This window comes from Pseudomonas sp. CAM1A, assembly GCF_047501685.1.
In the GTDB taxonomy this organism is placed as follows: domain Bacteria; phylum Pseudomonadota; class Gammaproteobacteria; order Pseudomonadales; family Pseudomonadaceae; genus Aquipseudomonas.
In genome coordinates, this window is the sequence record NZ_JBFNXP010000016.1 from 1 (window position 1) to 13,717 (window position 13,717).

Below are 13,717 nucleotides of genomic sequence, written 5' to 3' on the forward strand. Positions count from 1 at the left end.
GTAGGCCACCTGCACGAGTGCCCGCTGCATGGCGCGGGTGTGGTGGAAACCGGCAGTGAAACCTATCAGTTCAATGGCAAACCCGTTGCCCGAGTCGGGGACCGTATCAGCTGTGGGGCGCTGATCGAGACAGGGGCTACGCACTTTCTCATCGATGGCAAGTGCGTTGCACGCCAGGGCGATCGCACCAGCCATGGCGGCACGCTTGTCGAGGGGGACTCGGGATGGCTTCTCGATTGACCAGCGCTTATGGCTTGGGACCTACGACACCATGCGCATGAAGAAGGTGGCTGACAGCGAACACGGACAGCCCGGCGAAAAGCCAATCCCGCTGCTGCCAGCCCAGAAACAGAAGTGCACTTGCTATCGCCAGTGGGTTCGCCATTGCATCAGGAGTTGGCCCATTGCGTGACTCTGGATGAACGAGGGATTCGACAAATCCCTGGTTTCACCATTGATTGCCGGGCTGCGATTCGGCAATCACAGAAAGGTAAATACCTGCCCCGCCGCCAACCGCGACTTGCTCAGCCCGGCATTGAAATCCTCCTCGCTGCGATAGCCCAGGCTCAGCAGCACCACGCTGGTGTAGCCCTGCTCGCGCAGGCCCAGTTCGGCGTCCAGGGCCTTGGCGTCGAAGCCTTCGATCGGCGTGGCGTCCAGGCCGTGGGCGGCGGCGCCCAGCAGTGCGGTGCCCAGGGCCAGGTAGACCTGCTTCTCCATCCAGTGCTGCAGGTCCTTGAAGTCATGACGATGCAGGTCGACATAACCACGGCGGGTCTGGTCCTGGACTTCGCGGGCCTGCTCGTTGCGGAAGCGGCCATCGGCGGCTTCCTGCCCCAGCACCGCCTGCAAATGGGCTTCGGTCATGTTGGTGCGGGCGGCGAACACAATCACATGGGAGGCATCGCGCAGCTTCGCGCTGTTGTAGGCGAATCGCGCATCGGTGGCCTTGGCCAGGCGCGCCTTGCCTTCGGCGCTGTCGGCCACGACAAAGTGCCAGGGCTGCGAATTGACCGAGGACGGGCTGTGGCGCAACTGCTCGAGCAATGCGTCGATGGTGGCCTGGGGGATTTTGCGGCTGGCGTCGTAGGCCTTGGTGGTGTAACGGCGTTTGGCGAGGGCAACGGTGTCCATCTAGGGCAATTCCTCAAGGGTGCGTGAATGAATGGCATCTTATCTTCCCGACCGCAAAGAAAAACCAGCACAATGCAGCAACACTTTCATCCCTGGAGTGAAAATGCTGCGCATCAACGACCTCGAACTGTTCGCCCGTGCCAGCGCCCTCGGCAGCTTCACCGCCGCGGCCCACGAGGCCGACCTGCTGCCCGGCCAGGTGGCCGCGGCGATCAAGCGCCTGGAGCGCGAGCTCGATGTGCGGCTGTTCGCCCGCACCACCCGCAGCCTGCGCCTGACCGCCGAAGGCGAGCTGTACCTGCCCACCGCCCAGCGCGTGATCGATGCCCTGCGCCAGGGCCGCGAGGACCTGCATGGCAGCCACAGCTGCCTGCGCGGCGTGTTGCAGGTGGCGGCGCCCTCGGACCTGGGCCGCAACCTGCTGCGGCCCTGGCTCAGTGCATTTCGCCGCGAGCACCCGGGGTTGGGCCTGCGCTTCTTCCTCTCCGACCAGTTGGCCGACTTGTACCGCGACCCGGTGGATGTCGCCATCCGCTACGGCCAGAACGAGGACGCCAACTACATCGCCCTGCCCCTGGCGCCGTGGAACCGCCGGGTGCTGGCGGCCTCGCCCGACTACCTGGCGCGCCATGGCCGCCCGCTGACCCCCGAGGACCTGCAGCAACACGACTGCCTGCTGTACCTGCAGCAAAGCCGGGTGTACGACAAATGGCGCCTGGGCAACCGCACCGTGCAGGTACGCGGGCCGCTGTTCAGCGACGATGCCGACGTGGTGCGGCGCTGGGCGCTGGAAGGCGAAGGCATCGTCTACAAGTCGTGGCTGGATGTCAGCGCCGATGTCGCCGCTGGCGAGCTGGAGCTGCTGCTGCCCGAATACCCCGGCGAGCTGACCCCGGTGACCCTGGTGTGCCCGCACCGCAAGCAGCTCACCCCCGCCGTGGCCCAGTTGCACCTGTGGCTGCGCGAGCGTTTCGCCGCGCTGCGCCCGGACGACATGTTGCAGCCGTTGTCGCCGGGCGTATAGTGCATCCACCCCCGACCGCAAGGAGCTGTCATTCATGCCGAGCCTGGAGTTTCTCGTCACCGCGCTGATCATCGTGCTGATTCCCGGCAGCGGGGTCATCCTCACCGTCTCCAGCGCCCTGGTGGCCGGGCGCCGCGCCTGCCTGTGGACCGCCACCGGCTGTACCCTGGGCATCGTCCCGCACCTGCTGGCTTCGGTGCTGGGGCTCTCGGCCTTGCTGCACACCAGCGCCCTGGCCTTTCAGGGCCTGAAGTTCGCTGGCGTCGCCTACCTGCTGTATCTGGCCTACGCCACCTGGCGCGACCGTGCGGCCTTCGCCGTGGACACCCAGGCCACCCCTGCCGCTGCCAGCCAGTTGGTGCTCAAGGCCTGCCTGCTGAACATCCTCAACCCCAAGCTGACGCTGTTCTTCCTCGCCTTCCTGCCACAGTTCATCAGCCCCCAGGCCGGTTCCGCGACCGTGCAGATGCTCAGCCTGAGCGCGGTGTTCATGGCCATGACCTTCGTCGTCTTCGTGATCTACGGCCTGCTCGCCCACCTGTTCCGCCGCGCCGTGATCGACTCGCCCCAGGTACAGGCCTGGCTACGCCGCAGCTTCGCCGCCTCATTCGCCGGGCTGGGCATCAACCTGGCCTTCGCCCAGCGCTGACAGGGCTGCACAATCGTTCTAAACGCCCGGGCCGTTTGTGCGTTAAGGTCTTCCATCGACCACCCACACGGCCCGCCCCCATGAGCAACTGGATCGACCTCAGACAGGACGCCGACACCGGCATCGAGTCGGTCCGCGCCCATTTCACCGGCCATGCCTACGACCCGCACTGGCACGACAGCTTCCTGGTCGGGGTGACCGAACAGGGCGTGCAGCAGTTCAACTGCCGCCGCGAACGCCATAACAGCACCCCCGGCCAAGTGTTCGTGCTCGAGCCGGGCGACCTGCACGACGGTCACGCACCGACCGTTGAGGGTTTCACCTATTCGACCCTGTACCTGGATGCCAACTGGCTGGAAACCGAGCTGCGCGCCCTGTTCGAACACGCCCCCTCAGGCGCCCTGCCCAGCTTCGGCACCTTGCTGCACCAGGATTCGCGCCTGGCCGGCGCCACCGCCCGGGCTTTCGAGACGGTGCACTACAACGACCTGCGCATCCTCCGCCAGACCGCCCTGGACGACCTGCTGGCCTGCCTCACCGGCCACCTGCACTGGCGCAAACGCCTGGACCCCGACCCGCGCCTGCCGCTCAGCGCGCAGGTCGCCCGCGACTACCTGCACGCGCACCTGGACCAGGACATCGGCCTGGAAGAGCTGGCACAGGTCTGCGGTGTCGACCGCTTCCGCCTGACCCGGGCGTTCAAGGCGGCCTTCGGCCTGGCCCCGCATGCCTACCTGATCCAGCTGCGCCTGGCCCGCGCGCGGCGGCTGCTGGCCCAGGGTGAAACGCCGGCCAGCGTCGCCACCGCCCTGGGCTTTGCCGACCAGAGCCACATGGGCCGCTGGTTCCGCCGCGCCTACCGGCTGACCCCGGCGGACTACCGCAAGCGCTGCTCAAACCTTCCAGACTGAACCGGCGCCCACCGCGACCATGGCACTTCGATCATTCGGAGCCTTGACCATGTCGCACACGCTGTTGCCCTTCATCCTTTTCGCCCTGGCCGCCAGCATCAGCCCCGGGCCGACCAACTTGCTGATCCTCGCCCACGGTGCCCGGCGCGGCCTGCGCGCCAGCCTGGCGCCGATAGTGACGGCCTGCTGCGCGGCGGCGGCAGTGGTGCTGCTGGTGGGCCTGGGGCTGGGGGAGCTGCTGCTGCGCTACCCGCTGGCGCAGCAGGCCATGAGTTGGGTGGGCGCCCTGTGGCTCAGCTGGCTGGCCTGGAAGATGCTGCGCAGCGCCGGTGCGCCGTTGCAGGCGGGCAGCGATAGCGGCCTTGGCCCGCTGAGCGCGGCGACCCTGCAGGTGGTCAACCCCAAGGTGTGGGTGACCGCGGTGGCGATGGTCGGCCTGTTCGCCGGCCCGGCACTGCCGATGTGGTGGTTGACCCTGGTGTTCCTGCTGATCGCCCTGCCGAGCATGACCGCGTGGGCGCTGATGGGGATCGGCAGCACACGCTGGTTGCGCTCGCCCCGGGCGCTGCGGATGTTCAACCAGGGCCTGGCCGGGCTGCTGCTGGTGTCGGCATGGTCGGCCTTGCTGGTGTGACGATACGCACTCGCTATCAGCGCGCGCTGGCCGTGCGCAGGCGCATACCCAGGCGCGGCCCGAACACATTGATCAACAGCCCGAGCATCACCAGCAGCGCGCCCCAGCCCTGGGCCTCGCTCAGGCGCTCGCCCAGCAACAGAGCCGAGGAGCTCAGACCGACCACCGGCACCAGCAGCGAGAACGGCGCCACCTTGCCCGCCGGGTGGCGCGACAGCAGGGTACTCCACAGGCTGTAGCCGACCATGGTGGCGACAAACGCCAGGTAGGCCAGGGCCAGCACCGAACTCCAGCCGATGTTGGCCAGGGCATGGCCGATGCGCTCGGGCCCCTCCAGCCACCAGGACAGCGCCAGGAACGGCAGCGGCGGGATCAGCCCGCCCCAGATCACCAGGGCGACCAGGTCGACCTTGCCGAAGCGCCGGGTAATGATGTTGCCCATGCCCCACATGGCGCCGCCGCACAGGGTCAGCAGCAGTGCGAGCAACGGTACATGGCCGCTGTCCTCGCTGCCGATCACCGCCAGGCCGCCGGCGGCCACCAGCAGCCCCAGCACGCTGGCCAGGCGCAGCCGCTCGCCGAGAAACATGGCGGCGAAGCCCAGGGTGAAGAACGCCTGGGACTGCAGCACCAGCGAGGCCAGCCCCGGCGGCATGCCACTGGCCATGGCCTGGAACAGGAAGGCGAACTGCCCCAGGGAGATGGTCGCGCCATAGGCGATCAGCCAGCGCCAGGGCAGGTTCGGACGCTTGATCAGGAACACCGCCGGGAACGCTACCAGCAGAAAGCGCAATGCCCCAAGCAGCATCGGCGGCAGGCCGTCGAGCCCCACCTTGATGACCACGAAGTTGACGCCCCAGGCGATGATCACCACCAGGGCGATCAGCAGGTCCTTGAGTGGCATTGCAGGCATTCCTTCTTCAGGCTTGTTGTAGACATATTTGGTTACAGCATACGGGCATCACGCCACTGCGGACCAGCACAGTTGCGAACCAGCCTTGTGTAACAGTCGGCTGTGATGGCCGCCGGACGCCCGCGATCACCCTGCGCAAGCTTCACTTGACCAGACTTGTATATACATGCTCATATCAGGCTTCGGCCATCCGCCCTGCGTCCCGCCGATAGCCGCCGCCTTTCACAAAAACAACGAAGCGGAGCCTCCCCGATGTCCAGCAAACCCGTGATCGAGCGCCGCTCGATCGACTACATCCCCGAGTCTGAGCGCCATGGACGCGTCTACAGCCAATTCACCCTGTGGCTGGGAGCCAACCTGCAGATTACCGCGATCGTCACCGGCGCCCTGGCCGTGGTGCTGGGCGGCGATGTGTTCTGGTCGTTGATCGGCCTGCTGATCGGGCAACTGGTCGGCGGCGCGGTGATGGCCCTGCATGCCGCCCAGGGGCCGCGCCTGGGGCTACCGCAGATGATTTCCAGCCGCGTGCAGTTCGGCGTGTACGGCGCGGCCATTCCCATGGCCCTGGTGTGCCTGATGTACCTGGGCTTCACCGCCACCGGCACGGTGCTCTCCGGCCAGGCCATCGGCCAGTTGCTGAGCATCAGCGACAGCGCCGGCATCCTCATCTTCGCCGGGGTGATCGTGCTGGCGACCCTGGCCGGCTACCGGGTGATCCACTGGATCGGCCGGGTGGCCAGCGTGCTGGGGATCATCGCCTTCGTCTACCTGTTCAGCCGCATCCTGATGCTCGCCGATATCGGCCAGCTGCTCGACAACCGCCACTTCAGCTGGGCCAGCTTCCTGCTGGCGGTGTCGCTGGCCGCCTCCTGGCAGATCGCCTTCGGCCCGTACGTGGCCGACTACTCGCGCTACCTGCCCAGCCACACCTCGCCGCTCAAGACCTTCCTCGCCGCAGGCCTGGGCTCGGTGCTCGGCGCCCAGGCCTCGATGATCCTCGGCGTGTTCGCCGCGGCCATCGCCGGTGGCCAGTTCTCCGGGCGCGAGGTGGCCTATATCGTCGGCCTGGGCGGTGCCGGCACCACGGCGGCGCTGCTGTACTTCTGCATCGCCTTCGGCAAGGTGACCATCTCGACCCTCAACAGCTACGGCAGCTTCATGTGCATCGCCACGATCATCAGCGGCTTCCGTGGCCACCTGCAGATCAGCCGTGTGCAGCGCCTGGTGTTCGTGCTCGGCATCGTCGGCGCCGCCACCCTGGTCGCCCTGCTCGGGCAGCACTCGTTCCTCAGCGCGTTCAAGTCGTTCATCCTGTTCCTGCTGACCTTCTTCGTGCCGTGGAGCGCGGTGAACCTGGTGGACTACTACTTCATCACCAAGGAGCGTTACGACATCCCGGCGCTGGCCGACCCTGAGGGCCGCTACGGGCGCTGGAACTGGCCGGGCATCGGCGTGTACACCTTCGGCGTGCTGGTGCAGATGCCGTTCATCGATACCAAGCTGTACACCGGGCCGATGGTCGCGCACCTGGGCGGCGTGGACGTGTCGTGGCTGATCGGCCTGGTGGTGCCGAGCGTGCTGTACTACTGCGTGGCGCGCCGTCGGGCGGCCGAGGCACCGGCGAGCATCATCGTGCCTGAAGCACGCTGAGCCTAGTCGCGGGTACAGATCCCGCAGCAGCGAGCGTGGCTGCTGCGGGAGCCAGACCTGTCATCTTTCGGTCAAACAACTGTCGTAATCTGCGGTGCAACTCTGTGCCACAGGTCTCCGGCATGCCTCGCCTGCTTCTCCTTCTGCTGTGCCTGCTCCCGGGCCTGGCTTGCGCCGGGCCCGCGCAACTGCGTATCCAGGGCTCCAACACCATCGGCGCCGCCCTGGGGCCGGCCCTGGTACAGGGCATGTTGCAGGCACAGCGCGCCAGCGCCATCGAGCGCCGGCCTGGTGCCTCCGCCAACGAGACCACGCTTCACGCTGTTGATCGCAACGGCCTGCCCTTGCGCATCGACATCGCCGCCCACGGCACCAGCACCGGCTTTGCCGCGCTGGCACGGGGCGAGGCCGACCTGGCCGCGGCCTCGCGCCCGATCAGCGACAGCGAGGCGCAAGCGTTGCGGGCCCTGGGCAACCTGCGTGGCGCGGAATCGGAGCAGGTCATCGCCCTGGATGGCGTGGCGGTGATCACCCATCCGGACAACCCCCTCGCGCAACTGACCTCCGCGCAATTGGCGCAGGTGTTTTCCGGGCAGTTGCAGCGCTGGGAACAGCTGGGCGTGCCCGGTGGGGCGATCCACCTGTATGCCCGCGACGACCGCTCCGGCACCTTCGAGACCTTCAAGGCCCTGGTGCTTGCCCCGCACAACCAGGCACTGGCCACCCAGGCACGCCGCTTCGAATCCGCCGATGCGCTGGCCGCCCAGGTCATGGCCGACCGCCAGGCCATCGGCTTCAGCGGCCTGGGCACGGTCCACCAGGCCAAGGTGCTGGCGGTGGCCGAGGGTGACGCGCCTGCCCTGCTCCCCAGCCGCGCCTTGGTGGCCAGCGAAGACTACCCGCTGTCGCGTCGCCTGTTCTTCTACCTGCCCGCCCACCCCACGCCCCGGGCCAGGGCTCTGGCGGAGTTCGCCCAGAGCCCCGCCGGACAAGCGATCGTCGCCGACCAGGGGTTCATCTCCCAGCAAATCAAGCCACAGCCGGTACCGGCCCAGGCCAACATGCCGCCGCGCTACCAGGCACTGGCCAGCGAAGCGCAACGCCTGAGCGTCAACTTTCGCTTCCAGGAAGGCAGCGCCAGCCTCGACAACAAGGCCCTGCGCGATGTGCAACGGGTTGGCGACTACCTGCGCCAGGCCGGCAAGCTGCAGGGCAAGGTGGTGCTGGTGGGCTTCGGCGACCCCAAGGAAACACCCGGTCGCGCCGCCCTGCTGTCGCGGCTGCGGGCCATGGCGGTACGTCGCGAATTGGCCCGGGCCGGGGTCCAGCCCAGGGACGTGACGGGCATGGGCGACGAACTGCCGGTGGCCGACAACGACCTGGAACAAGGGCGCCTGCGCAACCGCCGAGTCGAGGTCTGGGTGTACTGACCCGCTCAACGCCCGTCGGGCAGTTCGACCCGGGCCACCAGCCCGCCGCCGCTGCGGTTGCGCAGGGTCAGCTCACCGCCCTGCTCACGCACGCTGGCACGGGCGGCCGAGAGCCCGAGGCCTACGCCGCCGGTGTCGCGGTTACGCGAGCCTTCCAGCCGATAGAACGGGTCGAACACCCGCTGCTGGGCTTCCTCGGGGATGCCCGGCCCACGGTCACTGACTTCGATGACGATCAGGTGGGCGGCGCGGCTCAGCACGATCTGCGGCTCGCGGGCATACTTCATGGCGTTTTCCACCAGGTTGACGATCACCCGCTTGGTCGCCAGCGGACGGCCGTCATGCACCAGGTGCGCCGGGCCCTTGAAGGCGATGTCGAGCTGCTGGTCACGGTAGTCGTCGACCAGGGTCTGCAACAGCTCCGATAGGTCGTAGGCCGTGCGCTGCTCCAGCTGCGTGCCTTCGCGGAAGAACGCCAGGGCCTCGTTGATCATGCTCTGCATCTCTTCCACATCGCGGATCAGCTTGTGCTTGTGGTCCAGGTCTTCCATGAACTCGCTGCGCAGGCGCATGCGTGTCAGCGGGGCGCGCAGGTCGTGGGAGATGGCCGCCAGCATGTGGGTACGCTCGCCAATGAAGTGCTGGATCTGCGCCTGCATGGTGTTGAAGGCGATGATCGCCTGGCGGATCTCCTCGGGCCCTTCGATATCGATGGGGGGCGCCTGGAAGTCGCCGCCGAAGCGCCGCGCCGCACTGGCGAAGCGCTGCAACGGCGCGGCCAGCTGGCGAGTGGCGAGCCAGGCCACCAGCAAGGTCGCCAGCAACCCCAGGCCGATGACCACCGCCAGGCGTGCCGACACGCTCAGGCCCCAGCTGCGCTCCGGCGGCACGAACAACAGCCAGCTGCCATCGGCCAGAGCGACCAGCGCCACATAGTGAGCCTCGGGGCTGCCCTTGGGCCAGTCGTCGGGGTTGTAGACCTCGATGGGGCGTGCCGGCCCCAGCAACTGCCCCATCGCCGGTACCTGGCCGGAGTTGAGCTGCACGCCAGGGCCGGGCAGGCCGAAGTCGCTGCGCTGGGTGCTCCAGGTCACCTCCAGGGTCGGCGTGCTCGCCGCCTGGGCCAGTTGGCTGCGCAGCGCCGGCGGTGCGCGCTCGATCACCCGCGTGGTGACGGCGATCTGTTCGAGCAGGCCGGTGCGGTCGATGGGCGGGCGCGCCCAGCTACCTGCCAGCTGGACGAACAAGGCGTTGAACGCCAACGAGGCCAGCAACGCGACGAAGATGGTCAGGGCGATGCGTTTGCGCAAGGTGTCGCGGCCCAGCAGGCGACGGATCACGAGCGAGTGACCTTGGCAGTGAACAGGTAGCCGCCATTGCGCACGGTGCGGATCAGGTCCGGGCGCTTGCTGTCGGGCTCGATCTTGCGCCGCAGGCGGCTGACCTGCACATCGATGCTGCGGTCGTAGGCGTCATGGCCCTGGCCACGGGTCAGGTCGATCAACTGCTCGCGGGTAAGGATGCGCTGGGGATGTTCGAGGAACACCACCAACAGGTCGAACTCCGCGCCGGACAGCGGGATCATCACCTGCTCGGGCGAGCGCAGCTCGCGGCAGGTGACGTCCAGGTGCCAGCCGGCGAAGCCGATCACCGGCCTGGCCGCCTCGCCGCGCGGGGCCTGCTCGCCGGCACGGCGCTGCACGGCGCGCAGGCGGGCCAGCAGTTCGCGCGGGTCGAAAGGTTTGGTCAGGTAGTCGTCGGCGCCCAGTTCCAGGCCGATGATGCGGTCGCTCAGCTCGGCCATGGCGGTGAGCATGATGATCGGCACCCCGACCTGCGCACGCAGCTTCTGGCACAGGCTCAGGCCGCCCTCGCCCGGCAGCATCAGGTCGAGGATGATCGCGTCCGGGCGCTGGCGCTCGATGGCCGCCCACATCGCCTGGCCTTCGGCGGCCAGGTCCACCTCGTAACCCTGCTGGACGAAGAACTGCTTCAGCAGGGCGAGGATTTCCACATCGTCATCGACGATCAGCAGTCTGCTCACGGTGGTACAGGTCCGGAAAAAAGGCGTATCTAAAACCATTGCGCCGCCCGGGTCATTTATTTCAATCGGGCAACATTCCGTCACGCCCGACACGATTCGGACATCACCTGGCAAACATTGCCCTGCACTCTGCGGGCCTTCCACTTGCCGAGGGCTCCCCATGAAGATAGCCGACAGCCGCAACAGCACCGATGTTCAAGAAGCTTGCGCCCCCCTGATCCTCAGCCAGCGCCACACCAGCCGCGGCCAGGCAGGCTCACTGATCGTGCAGCAGGAGAGCCTGGGCCTGGCGGACGACCTGGGCTACATCACCTTGCGGCGCTACTTCGAGCATTACGATCCGGGCTATGGCGAATGGGTCGAATACAGCCATACCGTGCCCATCCGTGAGCTGGTCCACTGGCTGATGGCGCATGGCAAGTTGCAGATCCAGGCCTCGCAGGACGCGCCCCCGACCCAGGCCTTGCAGGCCGCCGCGCAAGAGGAGCGCCGCCCATGAGCCGGCGGCATCTGCTAACGGTCATGCTGAGCAGCACCCTGAGCCTTTCGGCATGCAGCAGCAACAAACCGGCACCGGCCGGGTTTCTCAACGACTACGGCCTGCTCACCCCGCACCAGGCGCCGTCTGGCGCTACCGTACTGAGCTGGGCCGACCCCAAGTGGCCACGGGGGCGCTATATCGAGGTCTACCTGGCGCCCAGCCGCTTCTACCCGACACCCGAACCGAGCCCGCGTATTCCCCAGGCCACCCTCGCCTCGATCAGCCACTACTACGACGCGGTACTGCGCAAGGAAATAGGCAAGGTGATGAAGGTAGTGGATACCCCCGGCCCGAACACGCTGGTGGTCAGGCCGGCCATTACCCGCATCAGCGCCGACGCACAAAGCTTGCGGTACTACGAGTGGCTGCCGATCACCCTGGTCGCGGCTGGAGTAAGCAGTGCCGTGGGGATGCGCGACCGGGACAGCGAGATCGCCACCGAACTGTCGTTCGAAGCCGGCACCAGCGGGCGAGTGGTCGGCGAAGCGATGCTCGCAGGCACTGGCGTGCCGCTTGATAACGACCGCCAGGTGATGACGGCCGACAACGTCAAGGCCGTGCTCGATGGTTGGGGCGTCGACCTGCGCCAGGCGTATGCGGCGCCCCTCAGGTAACGTGCCGCGTCGACTCAGGCCTTCAACGTAGCCATGTCGATGACGAAACGGTATTTCACATCGCCCGCGATCATTCGCTCGTAGGCCTGGTTGATGTTGCGGATGTCGAGCATCTCGATATCGCAGCTGATCCCGTGCTCGGCGCAGAAATCGAGCACCTCCTGGGTTTCGGCGATACCGCCGATCAGCGAGCCTGCCAGCACCCGGCGCTGCATCACCAGGTTGGCCGCATGTACCGGTGGATCAACCGGTTCGATCAGTCCGACCAGGATGTGCACGCCACCAAACTTCAGGGTTTGCAGGTAGGGGTTGAGGTCGTGCTGCACCGGGATGGTGTCGAGCAGGAAGTCGAAGCGGCCCGCCGCGCTGTACATCTGTTCGGCATCGGTGGAGACGATCACATGATCGGCGCCCTGGCGACGGGCTTCTTCGGCCTTGGCCGCGGAGCGGGTGAACAGGGTCACTTCCGCGCCCAGGGCCTTGGCCAGCTTGATGCCCATGTGCCCCAGGCCGCCCATGCCCAGCACGCCCACCTTGTGCCCAGGACCTACGCCGTGATGCTTGAGGGGGGAGTAGGTAGTGATGCCGGCGCAAAGAATCGGCGCCGCGTTGGCCAGGTCCATGCCCTCTGGAATGCGCAGGACGAAATCCTCGCTGACCACGATGCTGCTGGAGTAGCCGCCCATGGTATTGCTGCCATCGACCCGGTCGGGGGTGGCGTAGGTCATGGTCGGGCCTTCCAGGCAGTATTGCTCGACGCCCTGGCGGCAGGCTTCGCAGTGACGGCAGGCATCGACCATGCAGCCGACCCCGACCAGATCGCCCACCTGGTAACGGCTGACCTGCGCGCCCACCGCGGTGACCCGACCGACGATCTCGTGGCCCGGCATCAGCGGGTAGACGGCGATGCCCCACTCGTTGCGGGCCTGATGGATATCGGAGTGACACACGCCACAGTAGAGGATCTCGATGGCGACATCGTCGGTCCGCGGGCTGCGACGCTGGAAGGTCATGGGGGCCAGGGGGCTGGTGGGGGACTGGGCGGCGTAGCCGATGGCGGTGTACATGCGGACCTCTCTCAGATGAAACGGTTCAGGCGGCGCATTTTGCGCAGCCTGGCCCGTCCCGGCCACGGCCGATTCTCCGGCATGCATGCCTGATTCTCCGGACCTACCCGCTACCCTCTGGCGCCAGACAGCTAATCTGCGAAGATGCCAGTGTCCGATTCTCTGCCCGGTTTCGCCATGCACCTGACTTGCCACGTGGATGCCAATGCCACGCTCTGCTCACTGATCCGCACCCTCGCCACGCGCCCGGGGTTCGTGCCCACCGCCCTGCCCCAGGTCCAGATCCTGACCTGGGACCACTACGTGGCCAGCAGCCCACAGATCTACGAACCCAGCCTGATCGTCGTCGCCCAAGGCAGCAAGCTGGCGCGCCTGGGCCCGCGCACCCTGGAGTACGGCGCCGGGCATTACCTGGTGCAGGCGCTGTCGGTGCCCTTTCTCTGCGAGACCTTCGCCACCCCCCAGGCGCCGTTGCTGGGCGTGGCGGTGGACATCGATCGCGCCATGCTCAGCGAGCTGGTGCAAAGCATGAACCTGGGGCCGGATGCCGCGGTTCAGGTACAGACCCCGCAGTCGATGACCTCGGCGGCGCTGGACACGGCCATGCGCGAGAGTGTCGAGCGCCTGCTGCAGTGCCTGCAAGACCCGCTGGACGCCAGGGTGCTGGGGCCGGCGCGGGTGCGCGAGGTGCTCTACACCGCGTTGCGCGGCCCCCAGGCCGGGGTGCTGCGGGCACTGGTCGAACAACAGGGACATTTTGCCCGGATCGCCTCGGCCCTGGCGTACCTGCGCGAGCACTACGCCGAGCCGCTGGGGGTGGATGAACTAGCCGGGCGGGCGAACATGAGCGTGTCGACCTTCCATGAGCACTTCAAGCGCTGCACCGACCTGGCGCCGATGCAGTACCTCAAGCGCCTGCGCCTGCTCAAGGCGCAACAGATGCTGATCGGCGAAGGCCTGGGCGTGGCCCAGGTGGCGCATCGGGTGGGCTACCAGAGCACCTCGCAGTTCAGCCGCGAGTACAAGCGCCAGTTCGCCCGCAGCCCTGGCGATGAGCAGACGTACCAGAGCCTGCCGGCTTGATTGCTGACCGGCGCCGCGCCGTC

Annotated in this window: 15 protein-coding genes; 10 read left to right on the top strand and 5 right to left on the bottom strand. The window is 67.2% G+C overall.

Features of this window, described 5'->3' with window-relative positions; translation table 11 throughout:
• Positions 1 to 240: PAAR domain-containing protein (locus ABZO33_RS24745; protein WP_414536749.1), on the top strand; the 240-nt coding region annotated here is incomplete at its 5' end.
• A gap of 240 nt (positions 241 to 480) precedes the next feature.
• Here ABZO33_RS24745 and nfsB read toward each other — a convergent pair.
• Complete coding sequence (gene nfsB, locus ABZO33_RS24750) at positions 481 to 1,134, bottom strand: oxygen-insensitive NAD(P)H nitroreductase (protein WP_414538191.1); 654 nt, start codon at positions 1,132 to 1,134, stop codon at positions 481 to 483.
• Between the two features lie 103 nt (positions 1,135 to 1,237).
• Here nfsB and ABZO33_RS24755 point away from each other — a divergent pair, with 103 nt between their 5' ends.
• The 4 genes from ABZO33_RS24755 to ABZO33_RS24770 all read left to right on the top strand — a co-directional run bounded on the left by ABZO33_RS24755 (position 1,238) and on the right by ABZO33_RS24770 (position 4,352).
• Complete coding sequence (locus tag ABZO33_RS24755) at positions 1,238 to 2,158, top strand: LysR substrate-binding domain-containing protein (RefSeq protein WP_414538192.1); 921 nt, start codon at positions 1,238 to 1,240, stop codon at positions 2,156 to 2,158.
• A 34-nt stretch (positions 2,159 to 2,192) separates the two neighbouring features.
• Positions 2,193 to 2,807: a LysE family translocator gene (locus ABZO33_RS24760; protein WP_414538193.1), complete on the top strand. Its 615-nt coding sequence runs from the start codon at positions 2,193 to 2,195 to the stop codon at positions 2,805 to 2,807.
• Positions 2,808 to 2,887: 80 nt separating this feature from the next.
• Positions 2,888 to 3,718, top strand: coding sequence for an AraC family ligand binding domain-containing protein (locus ABZO33_RS24765; RefSeq protein ID WP_414538194.1), 831 nt, complete (start codon positions 2,888 to 2,890; stop codon positions 3,716 to 3,718).
• Between the two features lie 49 nt (positions 3,719 to 3,767).
• Positions 3,768 to 4,352, top strand: a complete 585-nt coding sequence (locus ABZO33_RS24770) for a LysE family translocator (RefSeq protein WP_414538195.1) — start codon at positions 3,768 to 3,770, stop codon at positions 4,350 to 4,352.
• 16 nt (positions 4,353 to 4,368) lie between these two features.
• On the opposite strand, the gene ABZO33_RS24775 is transcribed toward ABZO33_RS24770, so the two are convergent.
• Positions 4,369 to 5,256 (bottom strand): EamA family transporter, encoded by an 888-nt coding sequence (locus ABZO33_RS24775; RefSeq protein WP_414538196.1) that lies wholly within the window; start codon positions 5,254 to 5,256, stop codon positions 4,369 to 4,371.
• A 261-nt stretch (positions 5,257 to 5,517) separates the two neighbouring features.
• On the opposite strand from ABZO33_RS24775, the gene ABZO33_RS24780 reads away from it, so the two are divergent.
• Together ABZO33_RS24780 and ABZO33_RS24785 are read left to right on the top strand one after the other, a co-directional pair.
• Entirely contained in the window at positions 5,518 to 6,915 is a 1,398-nt protein-coding gene (locus ABZO33_RS24780; RefSeq protein WP_414538197.1) for a purine-cytosine permease family protein, read from the top strand.
• Positions 6,916 to 7,037: 122 nt separating this feature from the next.
• The gene (locus tag ABZO33_RS24785; RefSeq protein WP_414538198.1) at positions 7,038 to 8,345 is read left to right on the top strand and encodes a substrate-binding domain-containing protein; all 1,308 of its coding nucleotides are present in this window, start codon (positions 7,038 to 7,040) and stop codon (positions 8,343 to 8,345) included.
• Positions 8,346 to 8,350: 5 nt separating this feature from the next.
• Here the strand turns inward: ABZO33_RS24785 and ABZO33_RS24790 are convergent, their stop codons facing one another.
• Positions 8,351 to 9,685, bottom strand: coding sequence for an ATP-binding protein (locus tag ABZO33_RS24790; RefSeq protein WP_414538199.1), 1,335 nt, complete (start codon positions 9,683 to 9,685; stop codon positions 8,351 to 8,353).
• Complete coding sequence (locus tag ABZO33_RS24795) at positions 9,682 to 10,428, bottom strand: response regulator (protein WP_414538200.1); 747 nt, start codon at positions 10,426 to 10,428, stop codon at positions 9,682 to 9,684. The genes ABZO33_RS24790 and ABZO33_RS24795 overlap by 4 nt, the downstream gene beginning before the upstream one ends.
• A 121-nt stretch (positions 10,429 to 10,549) precedes the next feature.
• On the opposite strand from ABZO33_RS24795, the gene ABZO33_RS24800 reads away from it, so the two are divergent.
• Together ABZO33_RS24800 and ABZO33_RS24805 are read left to right on the top strand one after the other, a co-directional pair.
• Positions 10,550 to 10,888, top strand: coding sequence for a hypothetical protein (locus tag ABZO33_RS24800; protein ID WP_414538201.1), 339 nt, complete (start codon positions 10,550 to 10,552; stop codon positions 10,886 to 10,888).
• Positions 10,885 to 11,544, top strand: a complete 660-nt coding sequence (locus ABZO33_RS24805; RefSeq protein ID WP_414538202.1) for a DUF3313 domain-containing protein — start codon at positions 10,885 to 10,887, stop codon at positions 11,542 to 11,544. Before ABZO33_RS24800 ends, ABZO33_RS24805 begins: the two co-directional genes overlap by 4 nt.
• Before the next feature lie 14 nt (positions 11,545 to 11,558).
• Here ABZO33_RS24805 and ABZO33_RS24810 read toward each other — a convergent pair whose 3' ends face one another.
• The gene (locus ABZO33_RS24810) at positions 11,559 to 12,611 is read right to left on the bottom strand and encodes an NAD(P)-dependent alcohol dehydrogenase (RefSeq protein WP_414538203.1); all 1,053 of its coding nucleotides are present in this window, start codon (positions 12,609 to 12,611) and stop codon (positions 11,559 to 11,561) included.
• A 177-nt stretch (positions 12,612 to 12,788) separates the two neighbouring features.
• Between ABZO33_RS24810 and ABZO33_RS24815 the strand changes: the two genes are divergently transcribed.
• Complete coding sequence (locus ABZO33_RS24815; protein ID WP_414538257.1) at positions 12,789 to 13,694, top strand: AraC family transcriptional regulator N-terminal domain-containing protein; 906 nt, start codon at positions 12,789 to 12,791, stop codon at positions 13,692 to 13,694.
• Positions 13,695 to 13,717: the final 23 nt, after the last annotated feature.

Excerpts from the sequence above, each read along its gene's own strand:
- nfsB (WP_414538191.1), bottom strand. The coding sequence starts at position 1,134 with ATGGACACCGTTGCCCTCGCCAAACGCCGTTACACCACCAAGGCCTAC.
- ABZO33_RS24755 (WP_414538192.1), top strand. The coding sequence starts at position 1,238 with ATGCTGCGCATCAACGACCTCGAACTGTTCGCCCGTGCCAGCGCCCTC.
- ABZO33_RS24760 (WP_414538193.1), top strand. The coding sequence starts at position 2,193 with ATGCCGAGCCTGGAGTTTCTCGTCACCGCGCTGATCATCGTGCTGATT.
- ABZO33_RS24765 (WP_414538194.1), top strand. The coding sequence starts at position 2,888 with ATGAGCAACTGGATCGACCTCAGACAGGACGCCGACACCGGCATCGAG.
- ABZO33_RS24770 (WP_414538195.1), top strand. The coding sequence starts at position 3,768 with ATGTCGCACACGCTGTTGCCCTTCATCCTTTTCGCCCTGGCCGCCAGC.
- ABZO33_RS24775 (WP_414538196.1), bottom strand. The coding sequence starts at position 5,256 with ATGCCACTCAAGGACCTGCTGATCGCCCTGGTGGTGATCATCGCCTGG.
- ABZO33_RS24780 (WP_414538197.1), top strand. The coding sequence starts at position 5,518 with ATGTCCAGCAAACCCGTGATCGAGCGCCGCTCGATCGACTACATCCCC.
- ABZO33_RS24785 (WP_414538198.1), top strand. The coding sequence starts at position 7,038 with ATGCCTCGCCTGCTTCTCCTTCTGCTGTGCCTGCTCCCGGGCCTGGCT.
- ABZO33_RS24795 (WP_414538200.1), bottom strand. The coding sequence starts at position 10,428 with ATGGTTTTAGATACGCCTTTTTTCCGGACCTGTACCACCGTGAGCAGA.
- ABZO33_RS24800 (WP_414538201.1), top strand. The coding sequence starts at position 10,550 with ATGAAGATAGCCGACAGCCGCAACAGCACCGATGTTCAAGAAGCTTGC.
- ABZO33_RS24805 (WP_414538202.1), top strand. The coding sequence starts at position 10,885 with ATGAGCCGGCGGCATCTGCTAACGGTCATGCTGAGCAGCACCCTGAGC.
- ABZO33_RS24810 (WP_414538203.1), bottom strand. The coding sequence starts at position 12,611 with ATGTACACCGCCATCGGCTACGCCGCCCAGTCCCCCACCAGCCCCCTG.
- ABZO33_RS24815 (WP_414538257.1), top strand. The coding sequence starts at position 12,789 with ATGCACCTGACTTGCCACGTGGATGCCAATGCCACGCTCTGCTCACTG.